Origin of the sequence: Aquisalinus flavus (assembly GCF_014640095.1) — a bacterium.
Classification (GTDB): domain Bacteria; phylum Pseudomonadota; class Alphaproteobacteria; order Caulobacterales; family Parvularculaceae; genus Aquisalinus; species Aquisalinus flavus.
This window is the reverse complement of sequence record NZ_BMGH01000001.1, coordinates 1,647,356-1,666,402: the sequence shown is the minus strand read 5'-3', so window position 1 is coordinate 1,666,402 and position 19,047 is coordinate 1,647,356. Positions and strand designations below refer to the sequence as shown.

Here is a 19,047-nt window from a genome sequence, read left to right as displayed (position 1 = left end):
CGAAACGGGCTGGCGCGGGAATTTTTCCACGCCAGATGGCGCCACGTCGATGGATGAGCCTATTGCTCGACGGGAGAGGGCAGGTCTTCCATCGCATCCGAGATCAGCTGCATCGTCTCAGGATCGGTCTGGTAAAGTCTCTGCATGGCGCCCATCAGGCGCATCTGGGTGTCGGCAAGCTCCGTTGTGAAGCTCATGGCGAAGCGGGCCTGTTCGATCTGCGACATCGTCTCGGCCTTTTTGGCGATGATCTCGAGCTCCGCCGACGCATCACGGATGACCTGCGCTGCAACCTGCGCGCTCTGCTCGTCAGTAACGGCCTCAACCGCGTCAGCGATGGTGATCAGCTGCTTTTCATACACGGCGACATAGTCTTTCGGGCCGTCAGCCTGCTCGGCAGTGATGTTGATATCCGAGGCCTCGCCATCATTTCCACCGCCGCAGGCAGTCAGAGCCGCAAGGGAAAAAATGGCAAGGCTTGTGGTGATGATTGTCTTCATGGTCTCTCTCCTGATTGTCCGAATATCCTAACGGCAGCTGAGCGAGGCTGCAAGCAGCGACAAAGGCCAATCCAGCCAGGACAGCTGAAACTCTTCATCCATTGTTCAAGAAGAAATACCGCAATCAGGCAAGCGCTGGCTTTCTGACTTCCCGACAATGCTATATAGCTCTGCTGGTCTTTCAAAACGGGTGCCCTTGGCAAGATTTGCAATTCCAACAGGCTTCGCTTAACTTCTGTCCGACCTTTCAAACAACATCATGAGGATTTGCCCGGTGCCGAGACGTGACAGCGCTGTTGACGGAAAGAGGCAGGCGGCGATCGCTTTTACCGCCATGGTGCTCTTCTTCGCAGTCTCCCTCGTCGCCACCACCGACTCCGCTCAGGCGGAAGATCGTAGCGCAATCGAGGCGGAGACCTTCATCTTTCCGCCCGAGTGGGAGCCTCATGAAGCTGTCTGGATGAGCTGGGGCTCACGCGGCGATCCGCATCCGGAGAACCTCGTCCCGCTATGGACCGAGATCATCAGTGCCCTGACAGTACATGTGCAGGTGAAGCTGGTCGCGGCGTCCGAAGAGAGTGCTGCAGATGCCCGCGATAAACTCGCGGCGGGCGGGATCGATCTCGACAGGGTCACGCTCATCGTCCAGCCTTGGACCGATTACTGGTACCGCGATTTCGGTCCGCTTTTCCTCACCGACGGCGCGGAGAAGAAGATCGCCGAATTCCGCTGGGCGTATTACGGCTTCCCCTGGCCCTATGCCGATAATGGCGGCATGCGGAACGAAGAGATCGATCGCGGACTGGCCGCGATGTATGGCTGGGATGCCGTGACCTCCGACCTTGTTGCCGAAGGCGGCGGGCTCGATGTGACAAGCGATGTTATCGTTGCTTATGAGGATGCGGCCCGCCTCCGGAATCCCGGCAAGAGCCTCGAGGAGGTCGAAGCCGAGTATTTGCGCCTGTACGGGAAGAAGAAAGTTATCTGGCTTTCACGCGCACCGATCTCGGATCGCGTATTTGCAGGGCCGAAGGTCGCGAATTTCTTTGGCTGGGGCGCCAATGGCCATGTCGACGAGTATGTCCGTTTCGTCAGTGACGACACGGTGCTGGTTGCGCAGGTGCCTGAACGCGAGCGCGACGCCAATGCTCTGCTGCGACTGGACCACGAAATCCTGACGGAGAATATCGAGGAAATGCGCCGTGCCCGGAATGCCGATGGCGAGCCGTTCACCGTCATCCCGGTACCGATGCCGGACATCACGGCCCTGATGGACACCCGGACGCTCACTGAAGAAGACTTCATGCCCGGCGAGGGCGGCTGGGACCCGCGCAGCGTCTATCGTGACTTCGAGCCCGGCGACGAGATTCACTTTGTTCCGGCGGCAAGCTATCAGAACTTTCTCGTGACCAATGGAGTTGTCCTCGTTGCCGCTTATTGGCGCGAGGGGCTGCCCGAGCACATCAGGGAGACCGACGAGGAAATGCGCCGCATCCTTGCCGCGCAGTTTCCAGACAGGGAGATCGTCCAGATCAATCCCCTGGCGATCAACTGGTCAGGCGGCGGCATTCACTGCATCACCCAGCAGGAGCCGCTCGTTGCCAAGGCGGAATAAGCCCTCTGGCGGCCTTTACGCTGCGCGGCGGACGATGACCGAGCCGGCGGAATAGCCGGCCCCGAAGCCCGAGATGACACCGATCTCGCCGGCAAAGAAGCCGTCGCGGTGGCGATGGAAGGCGATCATCGACCCCGCTGACGAGGTATTGGCATAGGTGTCGAGCACGACCGGGGCTTCTTCCTCGCTGGCATCGCGGCCAAGCACCTTGCGGGCGATGAATTGGTTCATCGACAAATTCGCCTGGTGCAGCCACATGCGTTTAAGCGTCGCCGGGTCGATCTCATTGTCGGCGAGGTGACCCGAGATCAGTTCGGCGACCATCGGCACGACATCCTTGAACACCTTGCGGCCCTCCTGCCTGAACAGTTTGTCCGTATCCGGCGCGGAGATGTCGAGCTCGTCCGAGGTATGGTTCAGGAAGCCGAAATTGTTGCGGATATTGTTGGAGAAGACGGTTTTCAGGCGGGTGTCGATAATGTCCCAGCTGTCCGGGCCCGGCGTGCCCTCGGCGCGCTCGACGATCACCGCGGTGGCGACATCGCCGAAGATGAAATGGGCATCGCGATCGCGGAAATTCAGGTGGGCGGAACAGATTTCAGGATTGACCATCAGCACGCGGCGCGCGCCGGTGGCGATCAGCCCGACGGCATTCTGGATGCCGAAAGCGGCAGAGGCGCAGGCGACATTCATGTCGAAGCCATAGCCATCGATGCCAAGGGCGTTCTGGATCTCCACGGCCATGGCCGGATAGGCGCGCTGCATATTCGAGGCGGCGCATATGACGGCGTCGATATCGGCAGGCTGAAGGTCTGCAGCCTTCATTGCTTCTCGCGCGGCGGTCACCCCCATCTCGGCCATGATCGATAGCTCGTCATTGGAGCGCTGCGGCAGGCTGGGGCGCATGCGGTCGGTGTCGAGAATGCCGTCTTTGTCGAGCACGAAGCGGGCCTTGATACCGGACGCCTTCTCGATGAATTCCGCTGAAGAATGCTGCTTCGGGTCATCGGCTGGGTGTTCGGCGTTCCATTTGTCGACCCAGGCATTATAGGCCTCGACCAGTTCTTCATTGGAGATCGACTGGGCGGGAGTGAACAGGCCGGTACCGGCGATGCGGGCGAGGGGAGATTTGCTCATGGATACATGCCTTGCGCTGGTCGGGCAGCCCTGGCGGGGTGCTCTTGATTCTGGTTGGCCGTATCTTGCGCGCTGGGTAGCGCCGGGGCAAGGCCAAGCCTCAGCGGGTTCTTCAGTCTTCGAGCAAACCGTGGCGGGCGCGGACCGGGTCCAGTAACAAGCGAAGTTCCGCTTCGGTGGCGGCAATATCGCCAAAGGCACTCGTCGGCACGGCGCCCGGGTCCTCCTGATGGTCCTGCGGCGGAAAGCGCTCGCCGACATGATCGATCAGGGCCGTTGCCGTTGCCTTGTCGGCGGTGATTTGCTCGAGCAGCCATTCCAGTACGAGGCGCTGGGCGGCCAGGCGGGCTTCCAGATCGGCGGTCTTGTCGGTCATGCTATTCCTTTCCAATCGGCTCCGGGTCAGGCCAGTGGGTTATTGACCCGGTTGCGGGCGTTCCGCCAGTTCGATTTCGAACAGGGCGGGCCAATACTTGCCTGTCACGAACAGTCTGCCGCCGTCTTTGTCCCATGCGATGCCGTTGAGCACGAAATCGCGGCTCGGGCCGATACCAGCCATTTGTGACAGGCCGGTGAGGTCGATGACCCCCGTGACCCCGCCCGTCGCCGGGTCGATGCGCACGATCGCGTTGCTCTGCCAGACATTGGCCCAGATCTCGCCTTCGATCCATTCCAGTTCGTTGAGGCGGCCAACGGGTTGACCCCGGGCCGTGACGCGGAGGGAGGACACCTCTTCGAAGGTTTCAGGATCGAGGAAGCGGAGGCGGTCGCTGCCATCGCTCATGATCAGTTGCGCGCCATTGGAGGTAATGCCCCAGCCCTCGCCGGGATAGGTAAACTCGCCTTCGACCTCGAAGGTTTCCTGATCGAGCACGAAGGCCTTGCCGGCGCGCCAGGTGAGGTTGATCAGCTGGCCGTTCCAGTCGACAAGGCCCTCGCCGAAATACTCGAATGGCACATCGTGGCGCTGCAAAACCTCACCGGTTTCAAGGTCGACCTTGCGCACGGTCGACTCGCCATTGCGGCCGGTGCTCTCGTAGAGATGCCCATCCTTCCACAACAGGCCCTGCGTAAACGCGCCCTGGTCATGGGGATAGGTGTTGACGATGGAATAGCCATAGATCGGGATGTCGGCCGGTTCGGCAGGATCGCTGGCGGTATTGGCCGCCTGAGCGTCCGCTGGAGCCGGGGTCGCGACGGCGGTCTCGGCCCGGGGGGCGGCATCGGTGTCGTCGGCGCTGCCGCAGGCGGCCAGCGCCAGGGCGGCAAGGAACAGGGCGTATCTCATCAGTCTCATTCACGCTCACTTGCAATTTCACGCCAGCATAGACGGGTTTTCAGGCCTTGTTGAGTTCTGAATGGCTCTTGAGCACTCCGGAGCCGTCCTTCTTTCGTCGCTAGGGCAAACGCAGGATAGCGGCGGTGGTTCAGCCCATGCGTTTCACGACGTCGTGACGGTGGCAGTCGGCCGTGTGGTCATTGACCATGCCAACCGCCTGCATGAAGGCATAGATGATCGTCGGGCCGCAGAACTTGAACCCGCGCTTTTTCATGTCTTTCGAAATCGCCTCGGACAGGGGCGTTGCGGCGGGCACGTCCCTGATCGTCTTGCGCTTGCCCTGCAGCGGCGCGCCGTCGACATAGTCCCAGAGATAGGCGGAGAAATCCTCGCCGGACTCTTGCATGTCTTGCCAGATCTGCGCGTTCTTGATCGCCCCCTCTATCTTGCCACGATGACGGATGATACCGGCATCGCCGAGCAGGCGGATAACATCTTTCTCGCCGAACCGGGCGACTTTCTCGGGCTCAAAGCCCTTGAACGCTGCACGGAAATTGTCGCGCTTGTAGAGGATCGTCCGCCAGGAGAGGCCGGCCTGGAAGCCGTCGAGGATCAGCTTCTCATAGAGCGCCCGGGCGTCGCGCTCCGGCACGCCCCATTCCTCGTCATGATAGGCGGCGTAAAGATCATCGCCTTCCGGCACCCAGGCGCAGCGCTTCATGGGATCAGTCCTCGAGATAAGGTGGCAGGGTCAGGCTCACCGTCTGGCCATCGACGAAAATGCCGGTGTCGCCGGCCTTGTCCAGCCGGTCGAGCCGGACAAGGGCGAGGCCTTGGTTGCCTGCCGTGGAGGTGATCTCGCCCAGCGTCGACTCGCCTGCCATGACAGGGCTGCCAATGGCGAGCGGGGCAGTGGCATCGGCGATCAGCGTGCGCTTGCGCACCTCGCCCTTGCGCTTCATCCGGCTGGCGACTTCCTGGCCGACGAAACAGCCCTTCTTGTAGTCGATGGCATTGAGCCGGTCCATGTTCACATCCATGGGGAAGGTCTGCTCACTGACAAAATCCCTATCGAATTCAGGCACGCCCAGCGCGGTCCGGTGGCCATCCCACTCGGCGCGGGAGACCTCGCCCGGCAGGGCAGGCTTGGCCTGTGTCGGGCCGAGCACGCGCACGCCGAGAGCCGGGAGGCGCGGGTCGCGATAGGCATGCAGGAATGCCGGGGCCTCGGCGATCACCTTCTCCAGCCGTTCTTCCTCGCCCCACATCTGTACGGCGGTCCAGACATGGCTGACATCCTCGATCTCGACCGTGGCGCGCAGCTTGTAGAGGGTGAGTTTCTTTTTCAGGGTTTCGGCGACGCTGGCCGGGCATTCCAGCAGCAGGTCGTCGTCCTTCTTCGCGATGAAGAAATCCGAGATGATCTTGCCCTGGGGCGTCAGCAGCAGGGAATAGACGGGCTGGTCGTCCGTCAGCTTCGTCAGCGACTGGGTGACGAGACCGCGCAGGAAATCCAGCGTGTCAGGGCCGGAAAGGTGCAGGATCGCCCGGTCGGGCAGGGTGTAGGAGTGGACTGTCATGTCTCACACTTAAGCGATTTGCCGGATGCTTTCAAAGCGCTTATGAAGAAGGGCATGAGCATTTATGACCTGATCCTGAAGAATGGCACCGTCGTCAATCATGACGGCGAAGGCAAACGCGATGTCGGCGTGGTCGGCGGCAAGATTGCCGCCATCGGCGATCTTGGCCAGGCGGATGCCGGCGAGGTGATCGACTGCACCGGGCTTCACGTGCTGCCCGGCATTATCGACAGCCAGGTGCATTTCCGTGAACCCGGCAACGAGTACAAGGAAGACCTCGAAAGCGGGGCCCGCGCGGCGGTCATGGGCGGCGTGACGGCCGTATTCGAAATGCCGAACACCAAGCCGCTGACGACGACGGCCGAAGCGATCGAGGACAAGCTGACCCGGGCGAAGGGCCGGATGCGCTGCGACCATGCCTTCTATGCCGGCGCGACCCACGACAATGCCCGCGACCTCGCCGAGCTTGAAATGCTGCCCGGCGTGTCGGGCGTGAAGATATTCATGGGCGCCTCGACCGGCGATCTCTTGATTGCCGACGATGAGGGCGTGCGCGAAGTGCTGAAGCATGGACAGCGCCGGGTCGCGATCCATTCCGAGGACGAAGAGACCCTGCGCGCCAATGCGCCGCTCGCCCGCGAAGGCGACTGGACCAGCCACCCGGAGGTCCGCTCCTGGCAGGCCGCGCTGCGGTGTACGGAACGCCTGATCGCGCTGGCGCGGGAGACCAAGCGGCGCATCCATGTGCTGCATATCTCGACCGCCGACGAAATCCCGATCCTGACGGCCAATAAAGACCTCGTCACCTGCGAGATCCTGCCCCAGCACCTGACGCTGGAAGCGCCTGACTGCTATGAGCGGCTGAAGGGCTATGCCCAGATGAATCCGCCGATCCGCGATGCGCGCCATCGCGAGGCGCTGTGGAAGGCCGTGCAGCAGGGCGTGTTCGATGTCATGGGCTCCGACCATGCGCCGCATACGACCGAAGAGAAACAGAAGCCCTATCCGGCCTCGCCATCGGGCATGCCCGGCGTGCAGACGCTGGTGCCGCTGATGCTGACCCATGTCGCCGAGGGGCGGTTGAGCCTGATGCGGATGATCGACCTGTTGTGCCACGGCCAGCAGCGTGTTTTCGGCATTGCCGGCAAGGGGCGCCTGGCGCTCGGCTATGATGCCGACTTCACCGTCGTCGACCTGAAGGCGAAGCGCACCATCACCGCCGACTGGATCGAATCCAAATGCGGCTGGACGCCTTTCGACGGCATGGAAGCCAAAGGGTGGCCCAGGGGCACGATCATCCGCGGCCGCAAGGCGATGTGGGAAGACGAGCTGATCGGCGATCCGTTCGGCGAGCCGGTGCGCTTCCAGGAAACGATCCGGTAGGTCTCATGCTGCGATATTTCCTTATCAGTCTTTGCGCCGTGCTCGCCCTCGCTAGCTGTGGCGCTGGAGCGGAGCCGAGATATATCGAATTGATGCCGACCCAGGCCGTCGAGATGATTGGCAAGGACACCGGGTTGACGGTTCTCGATGTTCGCACCGCGGAAGAATTCGCTGCGGGCCATCTGCCGGGAGCGATCAATATCGATTACCATGCAGACGATTTCGCCCGCCAGTTAGCGACGCTGCCAGAAAACCGGCCTGTGCTGGTCTACTGCCGTTCGGGCAACAGATCCGGCAAGACAGTGCCGCTTCTGCGGGACCTGGGGTTTGCCGATATCCGCCACATGAATGGCGGCTGGCTTGCGTGGCAAGACGCTGGCCTGGCCGCCGAATGAAGAGACCGTAACCTGGCAGCCCTTCGCCCTGCGGAACGCTGATACCCCTCCGTGTGTCTCCTTTACGTACTCTAAAAGGAGGACCACTATGTCTACTTCCGAACAGACAGCTGACAAGCTGAATGATGTCGTTTCGATCATGCGCGACGGTGTGTCGTTTTATAACGATGCCATTGAACAGGTCGACGACTCCTCGCTCAACTCAGTATTCCGCCGCTATCGCGATGCCAAGCAGACGCTGGTGACCGATCTCTCGACCGCCGTCTCCCTGCGCGGGCAGGACCCTGAGACCGACGGCACGATCGTCGGCACCATGCGCGAAGGCTATACCAAGCTGAAAGCCAATCTCGGCGATACCGGCAAATCCTTCGTCGACGAACTCGAAGAGCATGAAGACCATGCGCTGCATAAGGTGCAGGACCTGCTGGAAAGCGACGACACGCCGACCGAGGCGAAAGCCGTGCTCAACCGGATCTATCCGGAGATCAAGCAGCTCCACGACGATATGCGCGATATCAAGGAAACCTACGACGCCTGATCGAGGCGGGGATAAAATTTTTCAAAAGCCGTTCCGGGACACACCGGGGCGGCTTTTTTTAATGGCTACTGCTAGTCGCCGGTCGCATCGTAGTCATAGCCGCTGACCTCGCGATAGGGCGCGGCGAGGCGCCCGGCGACAACATCGCCGCTGCTCGCGGTCTGGCGCATTGCCTCGATGGCGGCAGCGGTACACTGAGCATAGCTGTCGCTGGTGGCGCGATAGGCCTCATTGAAGCCGTCGATCATGTCGTCTTTCAGGGTTTCATAGGGATCTTCCAGCGAAACCATTTCCTTCATCCGGTCGCGATAGAGATCAGGCCGCCAGTCGCCGGGATAGCAGAGCTGGTGGTAGTGATGGAGATTGCCGAGAAGGCGCGACATGGTGACCAGATCGGTCGAGCGCTGCTGCCATGCGCTGGCTGTCGCACCCTGCGCGGTAGCAGAGAGGGGCAGGGCGGACAGGGGCAGAGCCGCGATCAGGGCGGCAGCGATAAAGGCAGATTTTCTCATTCTTCGCTCGTGCCATCCCATTGCGGCAGGCTTGTGGCAATCGTCTCGGTCAGGGTGAAGAAGTCTTTCTTGGCCTGATTGCTGGTGCCGTCATTGGTGACGATGGCAATGACTGCGTTTTTTTCTGGCAGTTGCACGACGAGGGCATACCACATGGTGTTCGAGCCATTGTGCCAGATGACGTTGATGTCGCCTTCAGCATCAGTCTCGCCACCCCAGTCGCGATTCCAGGCGACCCAGCCCTTGGCGTAGTCCTCCAATATGGGCATGTGCAGATATTGATATGTTTCCGGCTCCAGCAAGCCATCGGACGCGTCAAGCTGCCCCATCAGGTGGTGATTGCCCCAGGCGGCGAGGTCCTGCAGCGACATGTGGACGGTCCCGGCCGGGCCCATAACGGGCGTGTTGTCGGCGCTGTTGCTGTCCGGGTTCTTGGCGATCTTGCGACCGAAGAATGAGCCGTGGCCCCAGGGCTGCTCGCCTTTCGGCGCACCGAAACCGGCGCTGTCGAGGCCCAGCGGCGTAAACACCCTTTCGTCCATCGCCTGCTCCCACGGGATGCCGAGGGTCGTCTCGATAGCGTGGCCGACGATGGTAAAGCCGACATTGGAATATTGATAGGCGGTGCCCGGCTCGGTCACCGGCGGCTTGGCGAGCGTGCCGGCGAGGATGTCGCGCCGTTTCGCCATCAGCTCTTCCCGCGTGTCCGGCCAGTGGCGCTGGACGAAGATCGAGAAATTCCCGGGCGCGCCGGAGGTGTGGGTGAGCAGCTGTTCCAGCGTCACCGCGCGCCATTGCGGGTCCATTTCGGCGGCCATATCGGGCAGCATGTCGGCGAGGCTCATGTCCCAATCGAAGGTGCCGTCTTCGACCAGCGTCGCGGCGAGGGTCGCGGTCATCGACTTGGTGATCGAGCCGATATGCCAGAGATCGTCGACGGTCGCTTCGTCCTCGCCGCTGACCCGGCGCAAGCCCTCGACAGCCAGCGCCCGCTGTTCCCCATCGACCAGCACGATCGCGCCAATGGCCGGCAGGTCGTTATCGGCACGGATCTTTGCGATGCCTGCCGCCACATCGGCCTGAAGGTCTTGTGCAGCAAGCGGCAGCGGCAGGAACAGCGCGATGGCGCAGGCAATCTTGATGCGTATGTTCATAATCGTTCTCCCTTCCGGGACTCAAACGGGAAATGGCCCGGTCTGTCAAGGGTGCTTTACAATTTGCCCTTTGTTCCCGAATGGCTATGTAGGCCTCAAACAAGGGCACAGACAGGAAAAATACCATGCAATATCTTCATACGATGGTCCGCGTCGCCGATCTCGACGTCTCGCTCGATTTCTATTGCGACAAGCTCGGCCTCGTCGAGTTTTCGCGCAAGGAGGTCGAGAAGGGCCGGTTCACGCTGGTCTTCCTGTGCGCGCCGGACGATCTGGCGGGGGCGACGGAGAACAAGGCACCGCTGGTCGAGCTGACCTGGAACTGGGACCCGGAGGACTATACCGGCGGGCGCAATTTCGGTCATCTCGCCTACCGCGTCGAGAATATCTACGAGACCTGCCAGCGCCTGATGGATGGCGGCGTCACCATCAACCGCCCGCCGCGCGATGGCCATATGGCATTCGTGCGCTCACCCGACGGCATATCCATCGAGCTGTTGCAGGCCGGCGAGGCCCTCGCCCCGACCGATCCCTGGGCCAGTATGGAGAATACCGGCAGCTGGTGATCGCCCTTGAGCGCACATCAACATCGCCGCCACTGTGGAGTGCGAGCGTATAGAGATCGAGGGGCCCGTGGAAGCGGTACCGGCTCCATAAGCGAAAGTGTAAATGTAGGTGGTCAGACGCTCCGCCATAGAGCTTGGGGCTGTTAGAGACGCAGCGGACGAGCCGGGGGAGAAGTCTGCCGGGATCATGCCTGCTCGAGGAATGAATCGATCACCTTCTTGTGGCCGGAATGCTCGAAATCGACTTCGAGCTTGTTGCCTTCGGCGGCGACGACCTGGCCATAGCCGAATTTCTGGTGAAACACGCGCGAACCGACGCGGAAGCTGGAGGAGCCGGGTGATGACGTGGCGACCAGCTCGGCGCGGCCTTCCAGCATCGGCGCAGGGCTGGTGCGGCCTCTCGCAGACTTGGCGCGGCGCCAACCCGGGGTGTCATAGGTGTCGTTCGTTTCGGCCATGTCGTTGAAGGAGGAATAGGCGGCAAGCTCGGACGCGGCGTTGCCGTAGAGGCCGGGTTCGGAGACGACCTCCACATGGGCCTCCGGCAGCTCGTCGATGAAGCGCGACGGCATGGCGTTCTGCCATCGTCCGTAGACCATGCGGTTGGCGGCGAAGGAGATGCGGCAGCTCTCCCGCGCGCGGGTGATGCCCACGTAAGCCAGGCGGCGTTCTTCCTCGAGGCCCTCATTGCCGTTCTCGTCGAGCGAGCGGGCGGAGGGGAAAATCTCTTCCTCCCAGCCGGGCAGGAAGACGACGGGGAATTCCAGCCCCTTGGCGGCGTGCAGGGTCATCAGCATGACCTGGCCTTCGGAATTGTCCTGATTGATGTCGGCAACGAGGGAGACATGGTCGAGATAGCCGGCGAGGGTGTCGAATTCCCCCGCGGCGTTGACCAGTTCCTTGAGGTTTTCCAGCTTGGAGGGCGCCTGCGGGCTCTTCGATGATTTCCAGAACTCCGTATACCCGCTTTCCTCGAGAATGGTCTCGGCGATGATATCGGGGCGGGTGTCGCGCGCGGCCTCGCCCCAGCGCATCAGCCCGTCGAGGAACCGGGTCAGCCCGGTGCGGGCCTTGCCTTTTATCTCGTCGGTCTCGAGCAGCAATTGCGCGGCGCGGGCCAGCGACAGGCCCTGCTTGCGGGCGTTGACCGTCAGCGCCTGGATCGCCTTGTCGCCCATGCCCCGGCGCGGCTTGTTGACGATCCTGAGGAACGACAGATCGTCCTCCGGGTTGCGGGTCAGGCGCAGATAGGCGAGGGCATCGCGGGTCTCCTCGCGCTCATAGAAGCGCGGGCCGCCGACGACCTGATAGGCTATACCGGCGGTGTTGAAGCGCTCCTCGAAAGAGCGCATCTGGAACGAGGCGCGCACCAGCACGGCCATGTCAGACAGGGAGCGGCCCTTGCGTTGTTCATTCTCGATATCGTCAGTGACCGTGCGGGCCTCTTCCTCGCCATCCCAGACGCCGCGCAGCTTGACCTTTTCGTGCTCGCTGTCGTCGTCGGTCCACAGCGTCTTGCCGAGGCGGGTGCGATTGGCCGCGATCAGGCCCGAGGCGGCGGCGAGGATTGCCGGCGTCGAGCGGTAATTGCGCTCCAGCCGGATCACCTTGGCGCCGGGAAAGTCCTTCTCGAAATTGAGGATGTTGGCGACCTCGGCCCCGCGCCAGCCATAGATCGACTGGTCGTCATCGCCGACGACGCAGATATTCTTGTTTTTCTGGGCGAGCAGGCGCAGCCAGAGATATTGGGCGATATTGGTGTCCTGATATTCGTCGACCAGCATGTAGCGGAACCGGTCCTGATATTTGGCAAGAATATCAGGGTGTTTCTGGAAGATCGTGATGTTGTGCAGGAGGAGGTCGCCGAAATCGGCTGCGTTCAGGGTGACCAGCCGCTCCTGATAGGCCTTGTAGAGCTCGATGCCCTTGCCATTGCCGAAATGGTGCGCCTCGCCCCTGGGCACGTTGTCCGGCGTCAGGCCGCGATTCTTCCAGTCGTCGATGAAACTGGCAAGGCCGCGCCCGGACCAGCGTTTCTCGTCGAGCCCGGCGGCCTCGATCACCTGTTTGCACAGGCGCACCTGGTCGTCGGTGTCGATGATGGTGAAGCTCGACTTCAGGTCGACGATTTCGGCATGGATGCGCAGGATCTTCGCCGCGATGGAGTGGAACGTACCGAGCCATTGCATGCCTTCGACCGTGTCGCCGACGAGATGGCCGATCCGTTCCTTCATCTCGCGGGCGGCCTTGTTGGTGAATGTCACGGCCAGCACCTGCCATGGCGCGGCGAGGCGGGTGGCGAGGATATGGGCAAGGCGGGTCGTCAGCGCCCGGGTCTTGCCGGTGCCGGCGCCGGCGAGCATCAGCACCGGGCCTTCGGTGGTCATGACCGCGTCGCGCTGGGCATCGTTCAGCCCCTCCATATAGGAGGCGGCATCGACGGGGGCGGGGCGCGCGGCAGCGGCGGCACGCTGGGACAGGGGGACTTTGTCAGAACTCATGGTGAACATATAGGACCAAGAGAACGATTCTGGAACAAGGGCGCAATGCCGCGTGGCGGCAGGATCGGCATGAAAAACCTGCAACCTTTTGTTGGTCATCGCCGGTTTTCGCAGTTAGGCTGCCTGCGGGGCGTATGCGTAGACGAGGCTATGAGGGGTATCATGAAGCCGAAACTTCGATCGGGGCAGCTGGCGACGAGTTCGCTAGGCTATACGGCGCGGAATATTCCGCTCATCATCGGGCTGTTCCTGTTTCCGGCGCTCGCCGTGGTGGCCATTGAACTCGCCTATGTGATGGTAGCCCATGGCGACGTCTGGTCGGCGATCCTCCGGGGCGAGACCGGGACCATGCAGACAGGGTATCATGGCTTGCCCGGTTATCTCGCCCAATGGGCCCTTTACTTCATCACCATGCTGTTGCTGACCCCCGGTGCCGTCAGGCTGAGCCGTATCATTGCGGGCGATATCGAAAGGCCGGGTGGGCTGTGGCATTTCTCTTTCGGCATGCGCGAGTGGCGCTATGTCGGCGCGTCGCTTCTCGTCAGCCTCGTCTACATTATCTTCGATCTCTCGCTTCCGGCGGGCTGGGCGCAATTTGCCAATGGCGGCGTCCTGCCGAATATGTATGCAATCCTCGGCATTCCGCAGGGGCTGGAGATCTGGATCTTCCTGGCACTGACCATCCTGATGATCTGGATCACCGTCAAGCTTGTGCCCTTTCTGCCCATGGTGGCGATCGAGGACAGGCTCACGATCGGCAGGGGGCTGGGCCTGAGCGTCGGCAATTTCTGGAACATTCTCGGTGCCCTGATCCTGCTGGTGCTCATCCTTGCTGCGATTTACATCGCGCTGATGATCATTGTCGCGATCGTGGCGGTCATCCTGATTTTTGCGGTCGTCCTTGCGTCCGGCATTGACGACCCTGACCAGGGCACGCAGGTCGGTACGGCGATGGGCTTCGCCATCGGTTTCCTGTCCAGCTATGCGTTCAACGCCTTTTCCGGGGCCGCCGCCATGGTGCTTGCCACGATGATCTATCTCGGCATCGCCCGCCCGAAAACCGATCAGGACCTGATCGACAGGCTCGACGATACGCCGCGAAAGCCGGAGGACGAGCCGGACACTGACGATGAGGATGGCGTGAAAAGGGACGGCGAAACAGCGGCAAGCGACCGCAAGTAATGCTGCACTGTAGTGCCGGTCCGTCAATTCACGCTGGCAGATAACACCACGCAATGGTAGTCTCCGCGCGGGCGTGAAGGGGAAATTGCAATGAAAACCAAACTTGAAATCGTGAACACGGTCACGGAGGCCGTGAAGTTCGCCTTCACGAAGCTGCCGATGACCATCCGTTTGGGCTGGCTGGGTGTCGTGCTGTTCTTCGTCATCTTTATCGGCGGGATGGCCGTGACTGTCGGCGCAACCGGCGGGATGGAGTTCATCCAGTCGCTGGAAAACATGGAAAACGGAGATTTCGACCCGCGCTTCATCGGGACGATCCTCGGCTTCTACGCGGGGCTGTTCTTCTGGGGCCTGCTCGGCGTGCTGGCCATGGTGCCGTTCATCGTCGTGATGCACCGGATCGCCGCCGGCGCGATCGAGCCGCCGCACGGCTTTGCCTATTTCCGCTTCGGCGGGCGCGAGATCAAGTTCATCCTCGCCAATATCATTCTATCCGTGCTCGCCGCGGTCGTCCTCATCATCACCATGCTGCCCGGCTATCTCGCGCTGATCATCGGCGTGCTCGGCAATGTGCCGGCCGAGGCGTGGCAGGCGCTGGGGTCCGATCCGGAGATGTTCGAACAAGCCGTCGAGGACAATGTCGAGGGCGGCCAGTCGGCGATGAGCGGGCTGATTGTCGGGCTGGTCTTCCTTGTCGGGATCATTCTCTATGTGTGGTTCTCGCTGCGGGCGATCCTGTTCACGACGGCCGCCGCGGTGGAGAACGAATTCGCGCCGTTCAGTGCCTTCGGCCTGACCGGCGGGAATGTCTGGCGCATCTTTGCGGCGGTGCTGTTCTTCATCGTCGTCATTTTCGCGCTGGAGATGCTGGTCGTCACGGTCTTGCTCGTCGGTGGCGGCATCGCCGGGGCGATGATGATCCCGCTGTTCATGCAGGGCGGCACTGCCGCCGTGATCGGTGGTGTCATTGTCGGCATCGTTGTCCTGTTGCTTTATGTGCTGATGATCGCCTTCTTTGCGGCGCTGGAAATCGGCTTCAAGGGCAAGATGTATCAGAGCCTGACGCGGGACGGTGCGGCGGAGCCGGTCGGGGGCTGACGTCGTGGGAAACAGGACGGTGCGGGTTGGAACCCGCGCCGGTTCTCAGTAGAAAGAGTATCGATGAAGACGAAACTGCAGGTCATCCACACCCTCACCGAAACGATAAAGTTCGTGTTCACCAACATTCCGACGATCTTCCGTATCGGCTGGGTTGGCATCACGCTGTCGCTGCTGATCCTCGCCGGGTTGGGATATGCAATCTATGACAGCGTCGACTGGAGCAAGTTTTCCGCCGCTGAAGACGGTGCCAGCGATGCAGAAACACTAGGCATGATCGGTGACTTCTTCAAGATATACGGCGCGATAGTGGGATGGTTCCTGCTGTCTTACATCGTGCTGACGCCGTTCATGGTCATGCTCAAACAGATGGCAGCAGGCACAGCGGCTGCACCCGCCGGCATCGGCTATTTCCGGTTTGGCGCGAGGGAATGGAGGTTCATCGGCTCTCATATCGTACTCTTTCTGCTTTCTCTTGCAGTCTATATTCTGCTTGCCCTCATCGTTGGCGGCCTTTTCGCCGCCGTGATGATCGGTGGTTCGGCGATCGATCTGTGGGGCAATGTCTTTGCCGACCAGTCAGCGTCGGGCGCTGGGGTTACGCCCTCGGGCGGACAGATCGCCCTGATCATTCTTTTCTATCTCATCGGTGTGGTGCTCTTTATCTGGTTCTGGCTTCGCGCCAGCCTGTTCACGACTGCGGCAGCCATTGAGAACAGCGTCGCGCCCATGAGTGCTTTCGGCCTGACTGGCGGTAATGTCTGGCGTTTGCTGGCGACCTTCGTTCTTTACTCGCTGTTTCTGATGGCGGTGGAGATGGTGCTGCAATTCGTGCTTATATTCGTGTTTCTGGGCAGCAGCTTTTCCATGGTCGGTGCGATGCAGGACGATACGATCCCGTGGGGCCTGTTCGCTGTTCTGGGGGTTACCGGCGGGGCGTTCATGCTGGTCTACATGATGTTGCGCATGGCGCTGGATACAACGCTGACGGCGAAAATGTATCAGAGCCTGACACGATCGTACGACGGTGACACCGACCTGGTCGGTGGTCTCAGCGATCAGCCGCGGCCCCTTTCCTGATTTGACAAGTCAGTCTTCGCCAAGCACGCGCTTCGGATGCATGCCGTTGACCATGCCCATGAAGGGCGGCATTACCGAATAGCCGAGCATGGTCTGGAGCTCTGGCGACAGTGTACGGACGAGTTGCTTCGGCGTCGACAGGAAAAAATTCTCCTGCGTCCGGCACCATGGCTCGCAATATTGCGCCGTCACGGCGAGGCGGGAGGCATTCGAGCGGTTCTCGCCGCCGCCATGCCATAGCGTGCCGCCATAGAAGACGACGGACCCCCTCGGCATCACCGCCTGGATGCGCTGGTCCGTGTCTGTCGGCTGGCGGTCATCGCCCCATGTCTCGCTGCCGGGCACAATATTGGTCGCACCGTTCTCGGCGGTGAAATCGTCGATCGCCCAGACCGTGGCCGCGCCGAGCGGCGGCCGTGGGCGGGGGACGGGATAGAAGGAATCATCCGGGTGCAGATATTGGCCGGTCTCGCCAGGAAGGATGTTGATCACCTGCAGCTGCGAGAGCAGGTAATTCGGCCGGAACATCCGGTCGAGCAGGGCAAGGATGCGCGGATGATCGACCAGCCGGTCGCAGGCCCGCGTCTTGGTCAGCACCGAATAGAGCCGCTGGGTCGCCTTGCCCTCGAACGCGTTGCGGCCGGTATGGGAGAGAAGGGGGGTGAGCGCCTGCTTGATGCGGTCGCATTCGGCATCCGGGATCAGCTTTTCGAGGATGACATAGCCATCGCGCTGCAGCGCCTGCCAGTCGCGCTCGACATCGGCGGGGTCGGCCTTGCGCTCATAATTCTCAAGTTTGTGCGTGCCGGCGAGATCCTTGCGCAGGTCTTCATAGCCGATCACGTCCGGTTGGTTCTTCTTGGATGGGCCGCTCTTGTGAGTCATATCATCCTCCCTTTTGGAGAAATGATAACGCCCCGCCATGACCGAGCAATGACGGGGCGCAGTTCGATTGCAGTCCGTGTTTTATGCCTAGCTCGTTTCGGCGAGCAGGGAGAGCTGTTCGATGACTGCCTTGTTATGGGCCTGGGCCTGGTCGGTCAGCGGCGTCGGATAGTCGCCGGTGAAGCAGTGATCCGTGAACACCGGCGCGTCGTCATCGCGCGGGCCCTTGCCGAACGCCTTGTAGAGCCCGTCGAGGCTCAGGAAGGAGAGGCTGTCGGCGCCGATCTTGGCGCGCATCTCTTCGAGGGAATGGTTGGCGGCCATCAATTCGTCCCGCGACGGCGTGTCGATACCATAGAAATCCGGGAAGACGATGGGCGGGCAGGCGATGCGGAAATGGACTTCCTTTGCGCCTGCATCGCGCAGCATCTGGGTGATCTTGCGCGAGGTCGTGCCGCGCACCAGCGAATCGTCGACCAGTACGATGCGCTTGCCCTTGACGACGCCGATATTGGCAGAGTGCTTGCGGGCAACGCCAGCCTCGCGGATCGCCTGGTCGGGCTGAATGAAGGTCCTGCCGGAATAGTGCGAGCGGATCAGCGCCATCTCGTAAGGGATGCCCGATTTCTGGGCATAGCCGATGGCGGCAGGCACGCCGGAATCCGGGATCGGGGAGACGATGTCGGCCTCGACCGGCGCTTCCTTGGCGAGCTTGCGGCCGAGTTTCTTGCGCATTTCATAGACGCTCTGACCATCGACGAAGGAATTCGGGCGCGCGAAGTAAATCAGTTCGAAAATGCACGGGCGCGGATGTTTCGGCGCGGGGAAGGCCTGGCGGCTTTCTACCGTGCCGTCCTCGTGACAGATGACGACTTCGCCGGGATTGATCTCGCGCTCGAATTCCGCGCCGATCACGTCGAAGGCGCAGGTTTCCGATGCCAGCACCGGCGCACCATCGACGCGGCCGAGCACAAGCGGGCGGATGCCCTGCGGATCGCGCACGCCGATCATGGAATGCTGGGTCAGGATGCACAGCGCATAGGCGCCCTCGATCAGGGCAAGGCTGTCGATCACCTTGTCGACCATGGTGATGCCGCGCGACAGGGCGGCGAGCTGCATGAAGACTTCCGAATCGGTCGTCGTCTGGAAGATCGATCCCTTGCGGATCAGTTCCTTGCGGAGGGTCCGGGCATTGGTGAGGTTGCCATTATGGGCAATACCGAGGCCGCCGCGGTCGATATCGGCATAGAGCGGCTGGATGTTGCGCACGACCGTGTCGCCGGTTGTGGAATAGCGTGTATGGCCGATGCCGGCATGGCCCTTCAGGCCATCGAGTGTCGCGGTGTCGTTGAAATTGTCGGAGACAAGGCCGAGATGGCGCTCGGAATAGAACTGGGCGCCGTCCCAGGTGATGATGCCGGCCGCTTCCTGGCCGCGATGCTGCAGGGCGTGCAGGCCGAGCGCGATTTTCGCGGCGGCCTGGGGGTGGCCGATAATGCCGAAGATGCCGCATTCTTCCTTCAGTTTCGGTCCTCCGCCGTAAAGCTCTGCGAGGGCGGAGGACTGTCCCTTCACCCTGGCATTTTCACGGTTCAAAAAGGCGGCAGCCCAGCGGTTGGGGCTGTAATCGGAATTGGCAGTC

At 61.6% G+C, this 19,047-nt stretch carries 19 protein-coding genes; 8 read left to right on the top strand and 11 right to left on the bottom strand.

The window, feature by feature from the left end; translation table 11 throughout:
- Window positions 1-59 precede the first annotated feature (59 nt).
- The gene (locus tag IEV88_RS07735; RefSeq protein ID WP_188158995.1) at window positions 60-500 is read right to left on the bottom strand and encodes a hypothetical protein; all 441 of its coding nucleotides are present in this window, start codon (window positions 498-500) and stop codon (window positions 60-62) included.
- A 274-nt stretch (window positions 501-774) separates the two neighbouring features.
- On the opposite strand from IEV88_RS07735, the gene IEV88_RS07730 reads away from it, so the two are divergent.
- Entirely contained in the window at window positions 775-2,115 is a 1,341-nt protein-coding gene (locus tag IEV88_RS07730) for an agmatine deiminase family protein (protein WP_188158996.1), read from the top strand.
- A 15-nt stretch (window positions 2,116-2,130) separates the two neighbouring features.
- Here IEV88_RS07730 and IEV88_RS07725 read toward each other — a convergent pair whose 3' ends face one another.
- From IEV88_RS07725 to ygfZ, 5 genes are all read right to left on the bottom strand, one after another.
- Window positions 2,131-3,252, bottom strand: coding sequence for a beta-ketoacyl-ACP synthase III (locus IEV88_RS07725; RefSeq protein WP_188158997.1), 1,122 nt, complete (start codon window positions 3,250-3,252; stop codon window positions 2,131-2,133).
- Window positions 3,253-3,364: 112 nt separating this feature from the next.
- Complete coding sequence (locus IEV88_RS07720; RefSeq protein WP_188158998.1) at window positions 3,365-3,628, bottom strand: hypothetical protein; 264 nt, start codon at window positions 3,626-3,628, stop codon at window positions 3,365-3,367.
- A gap of 39 nt (window positions 3,629-3,667) precedes the next feature.
- Window positions 3,668-4,549 carry a glutaminyl-peptide cyclotransferase gene (locus tag IEV88_RS07715; RefSeq protein ID WP_206711245.1) on the bottom strand — a complete coding sequence of 294 codons (882 nt, stop codon included), beginning with the start codon at window positions 4,547-4,549 and terminating at the stop codon, window positions 3,668-3,670.
- Window positions 4,550-4,679: 130 nt separating this feature from the next.
- The gene (locus IEV88_RS07710) at window positions 4,680-5,252 is read right to left on the bottom strand and encodes a DNA-3-methyladenine glycosylase I (RefSeq protein WP_188158999.1); all 573 of its coding nucleotides are present in this window, start codon (window positions 5,250-5,252) and stop codon (window positions 4,680-4,682) included.
- A gap of 4 nt (window positions 5,253-5,256) precedes the next feature.
- Complete coding sequence (gene ygfZ / locus IEV88_RS07705) at window positions 5,257-6,111, bottom strand: CAF17-like 4Fe-4S cluster assembly/insertion protein YgfZ (protein WP_188159000.1); 855 nt, start codon at window positions 6,109-6,111, stop codon at window positions 5,257-5,259.
- A gap of 54 nt (window positions 6,112-6,165) precedes the next feature.
- On the opposite strand from ygfZ, the gene IEV88_RS07700 reads away from it, so the two are divergent.
- The 3 genes from IEV88_RS07700 (at window position 6,166) to IEV88_RS07690 (ending at window position 8,427) form a co-directional block, all read left to right on the top strand.
- A complete protein-coding gene (locus IEV88_RS07700; protein ID WP_188159001.1) occupies window positions 6,166-7,494 on the top strand; it encodes a dihydroorotase in 1,329 nt (442 codons plus the stop codon).
- 5 nt (window positions 7,495-7,499) lie between these two features.
- Window positions 7,500-7,889, top strand: coding sequence for a rhodanese-like domain-containing protein (locus IEV88_RS07695; protein WP_188159002.1), 390 nt, complete (start codon window positions 7,500-7,502; stop codon window positions 7,887-7,889).
- A gap of 88 nt (window positions 7,890-7,977) precedes the next feature.
- Window positions 7,978-8,427 (top strand): PA2169 family four-helix-bundle protein, encoded by a 450-nt coding sequence (locus IEV88_RS07690; protein WP_188159003.1) that lies wholly within the window; start codon window positions 7,978-7,980, stop codon window positions 8,425-8,427.
- Between the two features lie 71 nt (window positions 8,428-8,498).
- On the opposite strand, the gene IEV88_RS07685 is transcribed toward IEV88_RS07690, so the two are convergent.
- Window positions 8,499-8,939 (bottom strand): TIGR02301 family protein, encoded by a 441-nt coding sequence (locus IEV88_RS07685; RefSeq protein WP_188159004.1) that lies wholly within the window; start codon window positions 8,937-8,939, stop codon window positions 8,499-8,501.
- Entirely contained in the window at window positions 8,936-10,093 is a 1,158-nt protein-coding gene (locus IEV88_RS07680) for a serine hydrolase domain-containing protein (protein ID WP_188159005.1), read from the bottom strand. The genes IEV88_RS07685 and IEV88_RS07680 overlap by 4 nt, the downstream gene beginning before the upstream one ends.
- A gap of 125 nt (window positions 10,094-10,218) precedes the next feature.
- On the opposite strand from IEV88_RS07680, the gene IEV88_RS07675 reads away from it, so the two are divergent.
- On the top strand, window positions 10,219-10,659 hold the full coding sequence (locus IEV88_RS07675) for a VOC family protein (RefSeq protein WP_188159006.1): 441 nt from the start codon (window positions 10,219-10,221) through the stop codon (window positions 10,657-10,659).
- A 185-nt stretch (window positions 10,660-10,844) separates the two neighbouring features.
- Here the strand turns inward: IEV88_RS07675 and IEV88_RS07670 are convergent, their stop codons facing one another.
- Complete coding sequence (locus tag IEV88_RS07670; protein WP_188159007.1) at window positions 10,845-13,169, bottom strand: UvrD-helicase domain-containing protein; 2,325 nt, start codon at window positions 13,167-13,169, stop codon at window positions 10,845-10,847.
- Window positions 13,170-13,322: 153 nt separating this feature from the next.
- Here IEV88_RS07670 and IEV88_RS07665 point away from each other — a divergent pair, with 153 nt between their 5' ends.
- The 3 genes from IEV88_RS07665 to IEV88_RS07655 all read left to right on the top strand — a co-directional run bounded on the left by IEV88_RS07665 (window position 13,323) and on the right by IEV88_RS07655 (window position 16,520).
- On the top strand, window positions 13,323-14,342 hold the full coding sequence (locus tag IEV88_RS07665) for a hypothetical protein (RefSeq protein ID WP_188159008.1): 1,020 nt from the start codon (window positions 13,323-13,325) through the stop codon (window positions 14,340-14,342).
- A gap of 90 nt (window positions 14,343-14,432) precedes the next feature.
- Complete coding sequence (locus IEV88_RS07660) at window positions 14,433-15,440, top strand: hypothetical protein (RefSeq protein WP_188159009.1); 1,008 nt, start codon at window positions 14,433-14,435, stop codon at window positions 15,438-15,440.
- 63 nt (window positions 15,441-15,503) lie between these two features.
- Window positions 15,504-16,520 carry a hypothetical protein gene (locus IEV88_RS07655; protein ID WP_188159010.1) on the top strand — a complete coding sequence of 339 codons (1,017 nt, stop codon included), beginning with the start codon at window positions 15,504-15,506 and terminating at the stop codon, window positions 16,518-16,520.
- A gap of 9 nt (window positions 16,521-16,529) precedes the next feature.
- Here IEV88_RS07655 and IEV88_RS07650 read toward each other — a convergent pair whose 3' ends face one another.
- Entirely contained in the window at window positions 16,530-17,405 is an 876-nt protein-coding gene (locus IEV88_RS07650; RefSeq protein WP_188159011.1) for a phytanoyl-CoA dioxygenase family protein, read from the bottom strand.
- Between the two features lie 87 nt (window positions 17,406-17,492).
- Entirely contained in the window at window positions 17,493-18,980 is a 1,488-nt protein-coding gene (gene purF / locus IEV88_RS07645; protein WP_373291180.1) for an amidophosphoribosyltransferase, read from the bottom strand.
- Window positions 18,981-19,047 lie beyond the last annotated feature (67 nt).

Coding starts and splice junctions, on each gene's coding strand:
- IEV88_RS07735 (WP_188158995.1), bottom strand. CDS start 500: ATGAAGACAATCATCACCACAAGCCTTGCCATTTTTTCCCTTGCGGCT.
- IEV88_RS07725 (WP_188158997.1), bottom strand. CDS start 3,252: ATGAGCAAATCTCCCCTCGCCCGCATCGCCGGTACCGGCCTGTTCACT.
- IEV88_RS07720 (WP_188158998.1), bottom strand. CDS start 3,628: ATGACCGACAAGACCGCCGATCTGGAAGCCCGCCTGGCCGCCCAGCGC.
- IEV88_RS07715 (WP_206711245.1), bottom strand. CDS start 4,549: ATGAGACTGATGAGATACGCCCTGTTCCTTGCCGCCCTGGCGCTGGCC.
- IEV88_RS07710 (WP_188158999.1), bottom strand. CDS start 5,252: ATGAAGCGCTGCGCCTGGGTGCCGGAAGGCGATGATCTTTACGCCGCC.
- ygfZ (WP_188159000.1), bottom strand. CDS start 6,111: ATGACAGTCCACTCCTACACCCTGCCCGACCGGGCGATCCTGCACCTT.
- IEV88_RS07700 (WP_188159001.1), top strand. CDS start 6,166: ATGAGCATTTATGACCTGATCCTGAAGAATGGCACCGTCGTCAATCAT.
- IEV88_RS07695 (WP_188159002.1), top strand. CDS start 7,500: ATGCTGCGATATTTCCTTATCAGTCTTTGCGCCGTGCTCGCCCTCGCT.
- IEV88_RS07690 (WP_188159003.1), top strand. CDS start 7,978: ATGTCTACTTCCGAACAGACAGCTGACAAGCTGAATGATGTCGTTTCG.
- IEV88_RS07685 (WP_188159004.1), bottom strand. CDS start 8,939: ATGAGAAAATCTGCCTTTATCGCTGCCGCCCTGATCGCGGCTCTGCCC.
- IEV88_RS07680 (WP_188159005.1), bottom strand. CDS start 10,093: ATGAACATACGCATCAAGATTGCCTGCGCCATCGCGCTGTTCCTGCCG.
- IEV88_RS07675 (WP_188159006.1), top strand. CDS start 10,219: ATGCAATATCTTCATACGATGGTCCGCGTCGCCGATCTCGACGTCTCG.
- IEV88_RS07670 (WP_188159007.1), bottom strand. CDS start 13,169: ATGTTCACCATGAGTTCTGACAAAGTCCCCCTGTCCCAGCGTGCCGCC.
- IEV88_RS07665 (WP_188159008.1), top strand. CDS start 13,323: ATGAAGCCGAAACTTCGATCGGGGCAGCTGGCGACGAGTTCGCTAGGC.
- IEV88_RS07660 (WP_188159009.1), top strand. CDS start 14,433: ATGAAAACCAAACTTGAAATCGTGAACACGGTCACGGAGGCCGTGAAG.
- IEV88_RS07655 (WP_188159010.1), top strand. CDS start 15,504: ATGAAGACGAAACTGCAGGTCATCCACACCCTCACCGAAACGATAAAG.
- IEV88_RS07650 (WP_188159011.1), bottom strand. CDS start 17,405: ATGACTCACAAGAGCGGCCCATCCAAGAAGAACCAACCGGACGTGATC.